This window comes from Streptomyces lunalinharesii (assembly GCF_039532155.1).
GTDB classification, from domain to species: domain Bacteria; phylum Actinomycetota; class Actinomycetes; order Streptomycetales; family Streptomycetaceae; genus Streptomyces; species Streptomyces lunalinharesii.
Genome location: NZ_BAAARK010000004.1, coordinates 84,195 through 98,000 on the forward strand (window position 1 = coordinate 84,195; position 13,806 = coordinate 98,000).

General features: G+C 74.4%; 11 protein-coding genes. 4 read left to right on the forward strand and 7 right to left on the reverse strand.

Translation table 11 applies throughout. The annotated features are described in order from the left end of the window. Nucleotides 1-29 precede the first annotated feature (29 nt). Nucleotides 30-2,000: a heavy metal translocating P-type ATPase gene (locus ABD385_RS08275; protein ID WP_344574387.1), complete on the forward strand. Its 1,971-nt coding sequence runs from the start codon at nt 30-32 to the stop codon at nt 1,998-2,000. 61 nt (nt 2,001-2,061) lie between these two features. Here the strand turns inward: ABD385_RS08275 and ABD385_RS08280 are convergent, their stop codons facing one another. The 5 genes from ABD385_RS08280 to ABD385_RS08300 all read right to left on the reverse strand — a co-directional run bounded on the left by ABD385_RS08280 (nt 2,062) and on the right by ABD385_RS08300 (nt 9,199). Continuing rightward, complete coding sequence (locus ABD385_RS08280; RefSeq protein WP_344574388.1) at nt 2,062-3,222, reverse strand: aromatic ring-hydroxylating oxygenase subunit alpha; 1,161 nt, start codon at nt 3,220-3,222, stop codon at nt 2,062-2,064. Nucleotides 3,223-3,233: 11 nt separating this feature from the next. Continuing rightward, nucleotides 3,234-4,421: an N-methyl-L-tryptophan oxidase gene (gene solA / locus ABD385_RS08285; protein ID WP_344574389.1), complete on the reverse strand. Its 1,188-nt coding sequence runs from the start codon at nt 4,419-4,421 to the stop codon at nt 3,234-3,236. Nucleotides 4,422-4,508: 87 nt separating this feature from the next. Beyond that, nucleotides 4,509-7,004 (reverse strand): GcvT family protein, encoded by a 2,496-nt coding sequence (locus ABD385_RS08290; RefSeq protein ID WP_344574390.1) that lies wholly within the window; start codon nt 7,002-7,004, stop codon nt 4,509-4,511. Beyond that, nucleotides 7,001-8,086 carry an S-(hydroxymethyl)mycothiol dehydrogenase gene (locus ABD385_RS08295; RefSeq protein ID WP_344574391.1) on the reverse strand — a complete coding sequence of 362 codons (1,086 nt, stop codon included), beginning with the start codon at nt 8,084-8,086 and terminating at the stop codon, nt 7,001-7,003. The genes ABD385_RS08290 and ABD385_RS08295 overlap by 4 nt, the downstream gene beginning before the upstream one ends. A gap of 255 nt (nt 8,087-8,341) precedes the next feature. After that, nucleotides 8,342-9,199, reverse strand: a complete 858-nt coding sequence (locus ABD385_RS08300; RefSeq protein ID WP_425585367.1) for an IclR family transcriptional regulator — start codon at nt 9,197-9,199, stop codon at nt 8,342-8,344. A gap of 169 nt (nt 9,200-9,368) precedes the next feature. Here ABD385_RS08300 and ABD385_RS08305 point away from each other — a divergent pair, with 169 nt between their 5' ends. From ABD385_RS08305 to ABD385_RS08315, 3 genes are all read left to right on the forward strand, one after another. After that, nucleotides 9,369-9,689, forward strand: a complete 321-nt coding sequence (locus ABD385_RS08305) for a bifunctional 3-phenylpropionate/cinnamic acid dioxygenase ferredoxin subunit (protein WP_275465995.1) — start codon at nt 9,369-9,371, stop codon at nt 9,687-9,689. After that, a complete protein-coding gene (locus ABD385_RS08310) occupies nt 9,686-10,888 on the forward strand; it encodes an NAD(P)/FAD-dependent oxidoreductase (protein WP_344574392.1) in 1,203 nt (400 codons plus the stop codon). Before ABD385_RS08305 ends, ABD385_RS08310 begins: the two co-directional genes overlap by 4 nt. Nucleotides 10,889-10,985: 97 nt before the next feature. Further along, entirely contained in the window at nt 10,986-11,582 is a 597-nt protein-coding gene (locus tag ABD385_RS08315; protein ID WP_344574393.1) for an AAA family ATPase, read from the forward strand. 200 nt (nt 11,583-11,782) lie between these two features. Here the strand turns inward: ABD385_RS08315 and ABD385_RS08320 are convergent, their stop codons facing one another. Continuing rightward, on the reverse strand, nt 11,783-11,959 hold the full coding sequence (locus ABD385_RS08320) for a hypothetical protein (protein ID WP_275465992.1): 177 nt from the start codon (nt 11,957-11,959) through the stop codon (nt 11,783-11,785). Nucleotides 11,960-12,170: 211 nt separating this feature from the next. Then, entirely contained in the window at nt 12,171-13,805 is a 1,635-nt protein-coding gene (locus tag ABD385_RS08325; protein WP_344574394.1) for a peptide-N4-asparagine amidase, read from the reverse strand. Between the last annotated feature and the right edge of the window lies 1 nt (nt 13,806).

Below are 13,806 nucleotides of genomic sequence, written 5' to 3' on the forward strand. Positions count from 1 at the left end.
CGCCCCTGCCCGCGAAGGGTCGTTCCGTCATGCCTGTCGCCACCGCCGTGCAGCCGTCGCCGGCGGCCACCACCGCCCCCCGGACCGCCCCGCGGCGCACCCGGGTGTGGGCCCTGGCGGAGGCCCGCTGGGCCGCCGCGGCCACCGTCGCGTTCCTGGTGGCGCTGCCGCTCCAGCTCGCCGGCGCCCCCGCCTGGGCCTGGGGTCCGCTGTACGCGCTCGCGTACGCGACGGGCGGCTGGGAACCGGCCCTGGCCGGACTGCGGGCGCTCACCGAGCGGACGCTCGACGTCGACCTGCTGATGATCGTCGCGGCGCTCGGGGCGGCGGCGATCGGCCAGGTGATGGACGGCGCGCTGCTGATCGTCATCTTCGCCACCTCGGGCGCCCTGGAGGCGCTGGCCACGGCCCGGACCCAGGACTCGGTGCGCGGACTGCTCGACCTCGCACCCGCGAGAGCGACCCGGCTGACCGGTGACGGCGGCGAGGAGACGGTGGCCACCGCCGCCCTGGTGGTGGGCGACACGATCCTGGTGCGGCCCGGCGAGCGGGTGGGCGCGGACGGCCGGGTGCTGAGCGGGGTCGGCGAGGTCGATCAGGCCACCATCACCGGGGAGCCGCTGCCCGTGGCCAAGGAGCCCGGCGACGAGGTGTTCGCGGGCACCCTCAACGGCCTGGGCGCACTGCGCGTCCGGGTCGAACGGGACGCCGGGGATTCGGTGCTGGCCCGGATCGTGGCGATGGTCGCGGAGGCGTCGGAGACCAAGGCGCCGACCCAGTTGTTCATCGAGAAGGTCGAACAGCGGTACTCGGTGGGCCTGGTGGCCGTCACGCTGGCGGTGTTCGCCGTTCCCCTGCTGCTGGGGGCGGAGCTGGCCGGGGCGCTGCTGCGGGCGATGACCTTCATGATCGTCGCCTCCCCGTGTGCGGTGGTGCTGGCGACCATGCCGCCGCTGCTGTCGGCGCTCGCCAACGCCGGGCGGCACGGCGTGCTCGTCAAGTCCGCCGTGGTGATGGAGCGGATCGGCCAGGTGGACGCGGTCGCCCTGGACAAGACCGGGACACTCACCGAGGGCACCCCCCGAGTGACCGCGATCCGGCCGCTGCCCGGCGCCGGCCTCTCCCCGGACGCGCTGTTGACCTGCGCGGCCGCCGCCGAGCACCCGAGCGAGCACCCGCTGGGCCGCGCGGTCGTACGGGCCGCGCGCGACCGCGACGGCGCACTGCCCGCGGTCGCGGACTTCGCCGCGACGCCCGGCACCGGCGTCCGCGCCCGGGTCGGCGGCGCGCTCGTCGAGGTCGGGGCGCCGGCCCGGCTGCTGCCGGGCGACGACCGTGAAGTCCGTTCCGTGGTAGGCGAGTTGGAGGAGTCCGGGCACACTGCGGTGCTGGTGGTGCGGGACGGCGTGCCGGTCGGGGTGTTGGGGATCGCGGACCGGTTGCGGACGGACGCGGCGGCGACCGTGGCCGCGCTGCGGGCGCTGACCGGCCGGACGCCGCTGCTGGTCACCGGCGACAATCCGCGGGCCGCCGCCCGGCTCGCCGAGGAGGCCGGGATCGACGACGTCCGGGCCGGGCTGCTGCCGCAGGACAAGGTCGCCGCCGTCCGGGAGCAGGAACGGGCCGGGCGCCGGGTGCTGGTGGTGGGCGACGGCGTCAACGACGCGCCGGCGCTGGCGGCCGCGCACACCGGCGTCGCGATGGGACGGGCCGGGTCGGACCTGGCACTGGAGACCGCCGACGCGGTGATCGTGCGCGACGAACTGGCCACCGTGCCGGCGGTGGTGCGGCTCTCCCGCACCGCGCGGAAGCTGGTCGTGCAGAACCTGGTGCTGGCGTCGGTGTTCATCGCGGGGCTGGCGGCCTGGGACCTGATCAGTGAACTGCCGCTCCCGCTCGGCGTGTTGGGGCATGAGGGGTCGACGGTCATCGTGGGGCTGAACGGGCTGCGACTGCTGCGCGAGGCGGCGTGGCGGCGGGCCGCCGGCCGGGCCGGATGAGGTGCGTCGGCCCGACCGGCGGCGCGCCGCGCCCCGACGCAGCGGCCGGTGGCGCGGCGGGTCAGCCGTCCCCGTCCGCCAACTGCGCCGCCCACCAGGCGTGGAACCCGCCGATGTGGTGCTCGCTGGGCACCAGCACCCCGCCGTCGCGGTAGGCGCGGGAGGCCATCGCCGGCTGGGTGCGTTCGCAGGCGTCGAAGTCCTGGACGTTGACCCGGTGGAAGAGTTCGACGGACTTGGCGACGTCGGCACCGGCGTCGACCACCTCGGGGAGGTACAGCCAGTCGCACTCGACCAGCGTGCGGTCGGCGGCCAGCGGGAACATCCGGTGCAGGATGACGTGGTCGGGGACGAGGTTGAGGAAGACCTGCGGGCGGACGGTCACCGCGTAGTAGCGCCGGTCCTGACTGTCGTCGATGCCGGGCAGCCGGCCGAAGCCGGCGCTGCCGTCGACGGTGAAACCCTGCGCCTCCGCGGCGAACTCCGCGCCGTGGCCCACGTAGTACTGCGCGGCGAGGCCGTCCGCGAACTCCGGTATCACATCGGTGAGTTCGGGATGGATGGTGGCACAGTGGTAGCACTCCATGAAGTTCTCGACGATCAGCTTCCAGTTGGCCCGTACGTCGTAGCTGAGGCGGCGGCCCAAGGCCAGGGTCTCGGTCCGGTAGCGGTCGAGGGCCGCGGCGTCGCCCAACCGCTCCACGGCCGCGCCGATCACGGTGTCCTCGAAGGACGGCGGCTCGTCGGCCAGGCACACCCAGGCGTAGCCGAGCCATTCCCGCAGCGGGACGGTGACCAGGCCGCGTTCGGTGCGGTCGAGGTCCGGCATCCGCTGGAGGTTGGGGGCCGCCACCAGGCGGCCGTCGAGGTCGTAGGTCCAGGCGTGGTACGGGCACTGGAGGTTGCGGCGGACCTCGCCGGACTCCTCGGTGCACAGCTGGGCGCCGCGGTGCCGGCAGACGTTGAGGAAGGCGCGGAGCCGACCGGTGCGGTTGCGGGTGATCAGGACGCTCTCCCGGCCGACCCGGACGGTCCGGAAGGCGCCGGGCCGGCCGAGGTCGGCGCTGCGCACGGCGCAGAACCACAGCCGTTCGAAGAGCGCCTGCTGCTCCCGCCGGAAGACGTCCGGGTCGGTGTAGGCGCGGCCGGGGAGGGTGCGGATCAGGCTGGGTGCGGGCGGGGCGGCGGCCGTCGGTCGGGCGTCGGCGGGTGTGGTCGTCATGGCTGCTCTCCTCAGGCGACCGGGGCGGCGGGCCGGCCGGGGGTTTCCCGGGCGGAGCGACGGGACGGGGCGAACAGGTCGATGGGGTGCGCGGTGCTGCCGGTGAGCGCGAGGTCGGCGACGATCTCCCCGACGACCGGCACGAACTTGAAGCCGTGCCCGGAGAAACCGCAGGCGACGGTGACGGTCTCCGGATGCGCCGGGTGGCGGGCGATCACGAAGTGCTCGTCGGGGGTGTTGGAGTACATGCAGGTGGCGGCCTTCAGGAAGCGGCCGGGCAGGGCCGGGATGCGCGGGGCGAGCTGGTCGGCCATGGCGCGCACCTCGTCGTCGTGCACGGTCCGGTCGATGCCGTCCGGGGTGCAGGCGGTGCCCTTGCGGAAGAAGGCGACCTTGGCGCCGCCGTCGGGGCCGTCGATGGCGGGGAAGCCGTAGACCTGGACGCCCCGGGCGTCCTCCCAGATGTAGATGGGGTGGCGGGCCGGGACGAAGGGGGCGGTGCCGCCGTCGGGTGCGAACCAGTACATGACGTGCCGCTCGATGGTCACCGGCACCCCGAGGTCGGCGAGCAGTTGGGGCGCCCAGGCACCGGGGCAGATCACCAACTGGCCGGCGGTGTAGGCGTTCTCGTCGGTGTGGACGCGGACCCCGGCGCCGCCGGGCAGCTCCTCCCAACGGGTGGCCGGCTCCTCGAAGTGCAGCTCGGCGCCGTCCTGGACGGCGAGCTGGAGGTGGGCGGCGACGGTGTTCTCGGGGCGGACGAATCCGGCGCGCGCCTCGTAGAGCGCGACCTCGTCGGGGGCGGGGGTGAGGGTCGGGAAGCGGCGGCGGAGTGCGACGGCGTCGAGCACCTCGTGCGGGAGGTCCCACTGCCGGGCGGAGTCCAGGCTGCCGCGGACGGTGCGACTGTCGGGGCGGCCGACCATCACGCCGCCGCAGAGGGTGGCGATCCGCCGGCCGGTGTCGCGCTCCAGCTTGTCGTAGAGCTCGTAGCTGCGCAGCAGCAGCGGGACGTAGGCGGGGTCCTCGAAGTAGGACTGGCGGGTGATCCGGGAACCGCCGTGGCTGGAGCCGCGGTGGTGGACCGGCCCGAACTTCTCCAGGCCCAGGACCCGGGCGCCCCGGGCGGCGAGGTGGTGGGCGGCGGCGCTGCCCATCCCGCCGAGGCCGAGGACGATGACGTCGTAGGTGGGAGCCATGCTTCACGCTCCTTCGTCGTGCGGACGGGTACGGAGGGGCGACCGGCCGCGGCCAGGGCGACGCCGCGGCGATCCATCAGCAGCGCCCTAGCGGCGCAGGCGGGTCATCTTCGGGTCGTAGAGCGGCTCTTGGGCGACGGTCGCGGCGAGCTTCGCCCCGAAGTACGCGAGGTGGACGGCGGTGCCGGGGACCGCGACGGCGGCCGGCAGCCAGGCGTAGGCGACGCAGCGGCCGAGGGTGTAGCCGTAGGCGGCGGAGGTGACGTGGCCGACCGGGTTGCCGTCGACGAGGACGGGTTCGTGGCCGAGGACGTGGGCGGCGGGGTCGTCGAGGGTGAGGCAGGCGAGGCGGCGGGCGGCGGTCCGCTCGGCGAGGCCGGTCAGGGCGCTCCGGCCGACGAAGTCGCCCTTCTCGGGCCGGACGGCGAAGGCGAGACCGGCCTCGTAGGGGTGGTGTTCGGTGGTCATGTCATGGCCCCAGGCGCGGTAGCCCTTCTCCAGGCGGAGGCTGTTGAAGGCGCTGCGGCCGGCGGCGATCGCGCCGTGCTCCCGGCCGGCTTCCCAGAGCGTGTCCCAGAGCCGCAGCCCCAGGTCGGCGGTGGTGTAGAGCTCCCAGCCGAGTTCGCCGACGTAGCTCACGCGCAGGGCGGTGACCGGGACGTGCCCGAGGTGGGTGCGCCGGGCCTTGAAGTAGCCGAAGGCGGCGTGCGAGAAGTCGTCGCGGGTCAGCGGCTGGACGAGGTCCCGGGCGAGCGGGCCCCACACGCCGACGCAGCAGGTGCCGGAGGTGACGTCGCGGACCTGCACGTCGGCGGGTGCGTGCCGGTGCAGCCAGTCGAGGTCGGCGGGGCTGTTGGCGCCGATCTGGAAGTGGTCCGGGGCCAGTCGGGCCACGGTGAGGTCGGAGCGGATGCCGCCGGCCTCGTCGAGGAGCAGGGTGTAGGTCACCGCGCCGGGCTTCTTGGCCAGTTGGTTGGTCGTCATGCGTTGGAGGAAGTCGAGCGCGCCGGGCCCGGTGACCTCCAGGCGGCGCAGCGGGGTCATGTCGTAGAGGGCGACCCGTTCGCGGGTGGCGGCGGCCTCGGCGGCGGCGATCGGCGACCAGTGGCGGGCGGACCAGGCGTCCCGTTCGGGCAGGTGGAGTCCTTCGGCGAGCGGGGCGTTGGCCTCGTACCAGTGGGGGCGTTCCCAGCCGCCGGCCTCCAGGAAGTAGGCGCCGAGTTCCTGCTGGCGCGGGTAGAAGGGGCTGGTGCGCAGGGGGCGGGGGTGCTCCGGGGGTTGGAGGGGGTGGATGACGTCGTAGACCTCGACGAAGCTCTGGGCGCCGCGTTCGGCGACGTAGGCGGGCGAGCGTTGGGCGTCCTCGAAGCGGGTGAGGTCGCAGGCGTGCAGGTCGAGGGTCGGCCGGCCGTCGGTCAGCCACTCGGCCATGGCCTTGGCGACGCCGGCGGAGTGGGTGACCCAGACCGCTTCGGCGAGCCAGAAGCCGCGCAGGGTGCGGGCCTCGCCGAGGAGCGGCATCCCGTCGGGGGTGAAGGAGAACACGCCGTTGAAGCCGTCGGCCACCCGGGAGGCGCCCAGTGCCGGCAACAGTGCGACGCTGTCGCGCCAGCTGGGCGCGAAGTCCTCCGGGGTGAACGGCAGCGAGGACGGCATCACCGGGGCGTCGTCGAAGGCCGGGACGGTGAACGGGTCGACGGGCAGGGGGCGGTGGGCGTAGGAGCCGATGCCGAGGCGGCCGCCGGTCGCGTCGACGTGTTCGCGGAAGTACAGGTCGCGGTCCTGGAAGCGCAGGATCGGCCGGCCGGCCGCGGGTGCCGCCGCGGTGGCGGCCCGGTGCGGGTCGTCGAGGCCGGCGAGTTCGGGCAGTGGTGCGGTCGTGGCGTACTGGTGGGCCAGCGGCAGCAGCGGGACGTCGACGCCGGCGAGGGCACCGATCACCGGTCCCCAGAAGCCGGCGGCACAGACCACGTGGTCGGCGGGGAAGACGCCGCGGTCGGTGACGACGCCGGTGACCCGGCCGGCCGCCCGCTCGATCCCGGTGACGGTGTGCCGGCCCAGGAAGCGGGCGCCGTGGCGTTCGGCGCGGGCCATCTGGGCGCGGCAGGCGGGCACCGCGCGGGCCAGGCCGTCGTCGGGCGTGTGGAAGCCGCCGAGGACCCTGCTCTCGTCGAGCATCGGCCAGAGCTTCTTGCACTGCTGGGGGTCGAGGAGTTCGCCGCGCACGCCCCAGGAGGCGGCGAGTCCGGCCTTGCGGTGCAGGTCGGCCCAGCGGGCTTCGGTGGTGGCGATCTCCAGACCGCCGACCGGGTCGAAGCAGGGCTGCCCGTCGACGTCGAGGGAGCCGAACTTGCGGACGGTGTAGGCGGCGAACTCGGTCATGGTCTTGGACGGGGAGGTCTGGAAGACCAGGCCCGGGGCGTGCGAGGTGGAGCCGCCGGGGGCGGGCAGCGGGCCCTGGTCGAGGACGGTGACCCGGCGCCAGCCGCGGGCGGTGAGTTCGTCGGCGAGCGAGCAGCCGACGACGCCGGCGCCGATGATGACGACCCGGGCCTCGACGGGGTGGCGCAGCGGGCCGGTCACAGGACCACCACCGAGCGCAGCACCTGGCCGTCCCGCATCTTGGCGAAGGCGGCCTCGACGTCGTCCAGGGCGAGGGTTTCGGTGACGAAGCCGCCGAGGTCGAGCCGGCCGCTGAGGTAGCGGTCGATGAGGACCGGGAAGTCGCGGCTGGGGAGGCAGTCGCCGTACCAGGAGGACTTCAGGGCGCCGCCGCGCGAGAAGACGTCGATCAGCGGCAGCTCGATCGTCATGCCGGGCTCGGGCACCCCGACCTGGACCAGGGTGCCGGCGAGGTCGCGCATGTAGAAGCCCTGGCGGAAGGTCTCGGGGCGGCCGACCGCGTCGATGACCACGTCCGCGCCGTGCCCGCCGGTCAGTTCCCGGACCGCCTCGACGGGGTCCGTGCGGCGGGAGTTGACGGTGTGGGTGGCGCCGAAGCGGGTGGCGCCGTCCAGTTTGCGTTCGTCGACGTCGACGGCGATGACGCGGCGGGCGCCGGCGATCGAGGCGCCCGCCACGGCCGCGTTGCCGACGCCGCCGCAGCCGATGACGGCGACCGTGTCCCCGCTGCCGACCGCCCCGGTGTGCACGGCCGCGCCGTACCCGGCCATCACCCCGCAGCCGATCAGCCCGGCCGCCTCGGGGCGCGCGGAGGGGTCGACCTTGATGGCCTGTCCGGCGGCGACCAGGGTCTTCTCGGCGAACGCGCCGATGCCGAGGGCGGGGGTGAGCGGGGTGCCGTCCAGGAGGGTCATCGGCCGGGTGGCGTTGCGGGAGTCGAAGCAGTACCAGGGGCGGCCGCGCCGGCAGGACCGGCACTGTCCGCAGGGTGCCCGCCAGGCGAGCACCACGTAGTCACCGGGCACGAGGTCGGTGACGCCGTCGCCCACGGCCGCGACGATGCCGGCCGCCTCGTGGCCGAGCAGGAAGGGGAAGTCGTCGTTGACGGCGCCTTCGCGGTAGTGCAGGTCGGTGTGGCACACACCGCAGCTCTGGACGTCGACGAGCACGTCTCCCGGGCCGGGATCCGGTACGAGAATCCGCTGTGGACCGACGGGTGCGCCCTTTTTCGCCGCGACGACGGCATGGACTTCGTGTGGCATGCCCTACCCCTCAGTGTTGCGCATTGCACGACTGGTTGCGCGATGAGAGACATACTGGAAACCGTGCATCGGCAGCGTCAAGAGGTGCGCGCCGGTGGTTTGGAACGGGCCGGTGACACGTGCCGACGGGCCGTGCGCCGGTCGCGTGCGCCCCCCGCGCACACGACAGCGGGGCCGGTCGCCCCACCCGACCCCGCTGCCGACGACCACCCGCGAACGGTCAGCGGACGCCCGGCCCGCACCGCCCGCCCCCGGTCAACTGGCGTACCCCATCCGCCGGGAGAGCTCCGCACCGGCGGCGACGGTACGTTTGACCACCTCCGGCAGCCGCTGCTCGTCCAGCCGGTACGCGGGCACCGACACGCTGATCGCGCCGATCACCGAGCCGTCGTGCGCCCGTACCGGGACCGCGACCGCGCGCAGTCCGAGTTCCAGCTCCTCCACGGCCACCGCGAAGCCCCGCTCGACCACCTCGGCCAGCTGGTCCCGCAGCTCCCCGGCGGAGGTCACCGTCCGCTCGGTCAGCCGGGGCAGCTTCCGGGCCAGTACGGCCTCACGGACGGGCGGCGGCTGGTAGGCGAGCAGCGCCTTGCCGCTGGAGGTGGCGTGCAGCGGCGTCCGCCGGCCGAGCCAGTTCTGGGCGGTCACCGAGGCCGGGCCGCGGGCCTGCATGATGTTGACCGCGGCGTCGCTCTCCAGGACCGCGATGTTGACCGTCTCCCCCAGCTCGTCGGCGAGCGTCCGGCAGATCGCCGCGCCCTCCTGGGAGATGTCCAGCCGGACGGCCGCGGCCCCGGCCAACCGCAACACCCCCGCGCCGAGGTAGTACTTGCCGCGCTCCTGCTCCTGGGCGACCAGTCCGCGGTTCTCCAGCACGCCCAGCAGCCGGAACGCCGTCGACTTGTGCACGCCCAGCTCCTCGGCGATCTCGGTCACCCCGGCCTCGCCGAGTCTGGCCAGGATCTCCAGCACGGTCACCGCCCGGTCCACCGACTGCACCGCGCTCGCCGCGCCCCGGGGCGGTTTTCCCGCCACCGTGCGGTGCGACGTGCGGCCCGTCCTACCTGCCGGCTGCTTCTCCGCCCGCGCCTCCGCCTTGGCCGTTTTCGTCATAGGTCCGTGTCACCACCCAGCTCGCTGCCACCAGCCAGCCGGCCCGATCGGGTCGGCTTTGACGGAGACCGCTTGACGCGCCGGTCCACCGTCGGGATTCTGTTGCGCATAACGCTCTGTCGTGCGGATTACGAAACTCGATAGTCCCGAACAGTAACAGGGGGGCCCAGTGATACCCGTCTGCCACCTCGCTGATCTGCCCGCCGGCGAGTCCGTTCGCCTCGACACCACACCTCCGATCGCGGTCTTCAACGCCGACGGAGAGCTGTACGCCATCGACGACACCTGCACCCACCAGGACGCCTCGCTCGCGGACGGCTGGCTGGAGGGACGTCTGGTCGAATGCCCGCTGCACGCCGCTTCATTCGATCTCCGTACCGGGGCGGCGACCTGCCTGCCGGCCCGTCGCCCGGTCCGCACCCACCCCGTGACGGTGGCGGACGGCGTGGTCTACGTCCACCTCACCGCCGAGGAAGGCACCGCCGCATGAAGTCGGTCACCGTCATCGGAGCGTCACTGGCCGGGCTCCACGCCGCGCGGGCGCTGCGCGCACAGGGCTACGACGGGCGCCTGACGGTCGTCGGGGCGGAACCGCACCGACCCTACGACCGCCCGCCGCTGTCCAAGGAGTTCCTCACCGCGCCGGCCGGCGCGGACGGCGCCGAGGACCCGTCCGCGGCCAACCGGCTCGACCTCACCGACGCCGAGGAGGTCGCCGAACTCGACGCGGACTGGCTGCTGGGGACCGGGGCCACCGCCCTGGACCCGCGGCACCGCACCCTGAGCCTCACCACCGGCCGCACCCTCACCACCGACGGCATCGTGCTGGCCACCGGTGCCGCCCCGCGCCGCCTGCCCGGTCCCGCGCCGGCCGGCTCGCACGTCCTGCGCACCCTCGACGACGCCCGCGCGCTGCGCGCCGACCTGTCCCGCGGCGGCCAGGCCCAAGTCGTGGTCATCGGCGGCGGGTTCATCGGCGCCGAGGTCGCCGCGTCGTGCGCCGCGCTCGGCCACCACGTCACCGTCGTCGAGGCCGCACCCCTCCCCCTCGTGCCCCAACTCGGCCACGCCATGGCCGAGTTGTGCGCCCGACTGCACGGCGACCACGGGGTCGCGCTGCGCACCGGCACCGGCGTCCGGGGGCTGCGCAGTGCGGGCGCCGACGACCGGGTCACCGCCGTGGAACTCGTCGACGGCCGGCTGCTCCCCGCCGACGTCGTCGTCACCGGCATCGGCGTCCGCCCCACCACCGCCTGGCTCGAAGGCTCCGGCCTCCCGCTCGACGACGGGGTGCGCTGCGACGCCGGCTGCGTCACGCCGATCTCCACCATCGTGGCCGCCGGCGACGTCGCCCACGTGGCCGGCGCCCGCGCCGAACACTGGACCAGCGCCACCGAACAGGCCGCCACCGCCGTGCACAACCTGCTCGCCGGCCGGACCGTCCGCACCCACCGGGCACTGCCCTACTTCTGGTCCGACCAGTACGGCGTCCGCATCCAGTTCGCCGGCCACCGGGCGCCCGGCGACGTGCCGCGCATCGTCGAGGGCACGCCGGACGACCGCAGCTTCCTCGCCCGCTACGAACGCGACGGGCGCACCACCGCGGTCCTCGCCCTCAACCGGGCGCGCCCCTTCCTGCGCCTGCGCCGCGAACTCGCCCGCGCCGCCGAACCGGCCCGCACCGGCTGACCGGCCCACGCCAGCCGACCGGCCGGCGCCCGCTCCGGCCGGACGTCGCGGCGAAATTCCGGGCAGGAGCGGGGCGTTGGCGGGCATGATCGGCGCCATGACCGCCAACATCCCCGACACCGCCCCCGGGCGGGTCACCCCACGAGGTCCCTGGCTGGCACCCGGAATCGTGGTGATCACCGGCATCCAGGCCGCCGGCAAGTCCACCGTGGCGCAGGCCCTCGCCGAACGCCTGCCGCGCGCGGTGCACCTGCGCGGCGACGGCTTCCGCCGCAACATCGTCAGCGGCCAGGTCGGCATGACCCCGGACGCCGGGCCGGAGGCCCTCGCCCAACTGCGCCTGCGCCACCGGCTGACGGCCACCTGCGCCGACGCGTACGCCCGGGCCGGGTTCACCGTGGTCGTGCAGGACATCCTCCTGGGCGAGCACCTCGCCCAGCTGGCCGACGACATCGTGACCCGCCCGCTGGCCGTCGTCGCGCTGCTGCCCGATCCGGAGGCGGTCGCCGCGCGGGAGGCCGGCCGGTCCAAGACCGCGTACGGGCCGGACTGGAGCGTCCGGGACCTGGACGTGTTGCTGCGGTCGGAGACGCCCCGGGACCTCGGGCTGTGGTTGGACACCTCGCGGCAGACCGTCGACGAGACGGTGGACGCCCTCCTCGAACGGGCCTGGGCCGAAGGGTCGGTGGCCTGACGGGCCGCCGTTGGCTCACGCCACCGACCCGCCCGCCCGTCGCCGCATGTGCGTCAGCAACCCCGCGGAGCGGGACGGGACGGCGGCGCCGGACCGTCGACCCCCGCTCGGGTCGTTGCCCGTGCGGCGGACCGGCTCCCGCCGGCGTGGCAGTGGCCGTGGACGGCCCGGGGGCGACGCCGTCCACGGCCACCGGTCCGTCAGCGCAGTGCCATCACGTTGGTGGCCTTCGCGCCGTGCACGTCGAAGATGACCTGCTTGCCGACGTCGGTGGTCTGCGTCTCCATCCCCGAGAACGGGAGCCGTTCTCCGTGCTCGTCGGCGATGATGCCCACACAGTCGCTCTTGTTGAACAGCACGATGGTTCCCTGCGGCATCGTTTCCTCCGTGGACGGACAGATCTCGGCGACGGGCCTCTCCCGCCGACTGCGGTGCGTAGGAAACTTATTACGGAACGTGCGCCAAGAGGGAAGAGAGTGGCGGCCCGCCGGCCACCCGCGACCCAACTTGACCGAAAGTCAGCCCCCTGGGGATTCACTTTCGCGACCAAGCAAACATCAGGGGTCACGCGCGTCCCACCGCCACCGGTCAGCAGCCGTACCGGTCCGCCGTCAACTCCCCCTGCGCCGTGGCCAGCAGACGGTCGTAACAATCCCCTGGCGTCCGCAGGCGGTAGCGCTCGCGCGAGACGCCAGTGGCGTGCCGCTGCTCGCGGGGCACGTTCTGGCGGTACGCGGCGTCGCCGGTGTAGGTGTCGTCCAGCCGCGCCCAGTCGGTGCGCCGGGCGCCGCGCAGGGTGCTGCGGTGGTCGTGGTCGCCCATGGTCATGGTGGTGCGCAGGCGGTCGGCGGTGTCCACGGTGGTCGCGCCGTCCATGGTGAAGGTGCGCTCGGTGCGGTGGGTCGTCGCCGGCCCGCGGCCCCGTACGGTCACCGTCTCCGCGTCCTGCCACCGCGCCCGGAGCGCGTCCGTCTTCTCGTCCGCGGTCCAGCGGTGCGTGGAGGTGGCGGCGACCCGGCGGGCGACCGTCGTGGTGACCCGGCCGTGCGAGGTGTCCAGGTAGCCCGCGACGGTGAGCGCGTGCCCGCCCCGGGCGGTCAACCGGCGCTCGGTGCCCGGCTCGTAGCGGGTCCGGGCGACCGGGTCGTCCGCGCGGTCCGTGACGAGCGCGCCGGTCACCCGCGCCGCGCCGGCGTCCCGCCAGACCAGGACGTTGGTGGGGGTGCTCCAGCCCTCCTGGCCGGCCGGCACGCCGGTGACCGACACCGCGACCCGGTGCGGCCGCCCGTCGTTCAGCAGACCGGCGAACGGGGTGAGGTCGTACTCCAACGGCCGGACGTCGAAGGCGCGCGGGCCGGGTATCACGTACCACAGGAAGGGGTTGGACCAGCCGCCCGTCCACACGGTCGGGAAGGGCGCCGCGATGCCGGCCAGTCGGCCGTCGACCCGCACCTGCACCTCGCGGTACGGGCCGTCCCCGGCCCGGCACGAGTAGGGCACCGCGGCCGGCACCGTCAAGTACCAGAACTCCTCGCAGCCGCCGCCCGATCCGGTGGCGTAGACCTCGGCGACGATGCGTTCGCTGTTGCGCGGCGTGGTCAGGCTCCCCTGGTACGCGCCGTCCTGGGTGTGGGCGCCCTGGAGGGTGCGGACCTCGTCGGGGACGGCGGCCGCCTTCACCCGGCCCTGGGCCGCGTAGAAGGTCAGCGTCACCTTGACCTTGATCACGCCGGTGTAGGTGCCGTCCACGGCGTTGCCGATCAGCATCTCGACGGGCTGCCGCGTGCGCAGCACCGAGGCGTACCGGGTGACGTCCTTCTCCACGTGCCAGGTGACGCCTCGGGGCGAGGGCTCCGGGGTGGAGGTGCGCAGGACCTCCACCCCGCCGATGTGCAGGTAGCCCAGGCGGTCGAACTGCCGCCCGGCCACGGACCCTTCGAGCCGCAGGACGACCTTGCTCCAGCGGTGCCCGCACGGGTCGGCGGCCCCGGGTCCCCCGGGTGGCGTGTAGGTGCCCTTGTAGGGCGTGTAGTCGCGGAAGGCGGTGTCGGCGACCGTGACGCGGCAGGAGGGCGCGTCCGGCACCGGCACGGGTGGCCCCGCGGTGATCGGATCGTGCCAGTCGTTGCCGAACTCGGAGGGCGGCGCGGCGGCCACGGCCGGGACCACGCCCAGCGCCAGACCGAGGACCGCGGCGCACAGTGCGAGAAGCGCTCGTCTCATG

What these genes read in the sequence shown, in the direction of transcription:
- ABD385_RS08275 (WP_344574387.1), top strand. Translation starts at nt 30, where the DNA reads ATGCCTGTCGCCACCGCCGTGCAGCCGTCGCCGGCGGCCACCACCGCC.
- ABD385_RS08280 (WP_344574388.1), bottom strand. Translation starts at nt 3,222, where the DNA reads ATGACGACCACACCCGCCGACGCCCGACCGACGGCCGCCGCCCCGCCC.
- solA (WP_344574389.1), bottom strand. Translation starts at nt 4,421, where the DNA reads ATGGCTCCCACCTACGACGTCATCGTCCTCGGCCTCGGCGGGATGGGC.
- ABD385_RS08295 (WP_344574391.1), bottom strand. Translation starts at nt 8,086, where the DNA reads ATGCCACACGAAGTCCATGCCGTCGTCGCGGCGAAAAAGGGCGCACCC.
- ABD385_RS08300 (WP_425585367.1), bottom strand. Translation starts at nt 9,199, where the DNA reads ATGACGAAAACGGCCAAGGCGGAGGCGCGGGCGGAGAAGCAGCCGGCA.
- ABD385_RS08310 (WP_344574392.1), top strand. Translation starts at nt 9,686, where the DNA reads ATGAAGTCGGTCACCGTCATCGGAGCGTCACTGGCCGGGCTCCACGCC.
- ABD385_RS08315 (WP_344574393.1), top strand. Translation starts at nt 10,986, where the DNA reads ATGACCGCCAACATCCCCGACACCGCCCCCGGGCGGGTCACCCCACGA.
- ABD385_RS08320 (WP_275465992.1), bottom strand. Translation starts at nt 11,959, where the DNA reads ATGCCGCAGGGAACCATCGTGCTGTTCAACAAGAGCGACTGTGTGGGC.
- ABD385_RS08325 (WP_344574394.1), bottom strand. Translation starts at nt 13,805, where the DNA reads ATGAGACGAGCGCTTCTCGCACTGTGCGCCGCGGTCCTCGGTCTGGCG.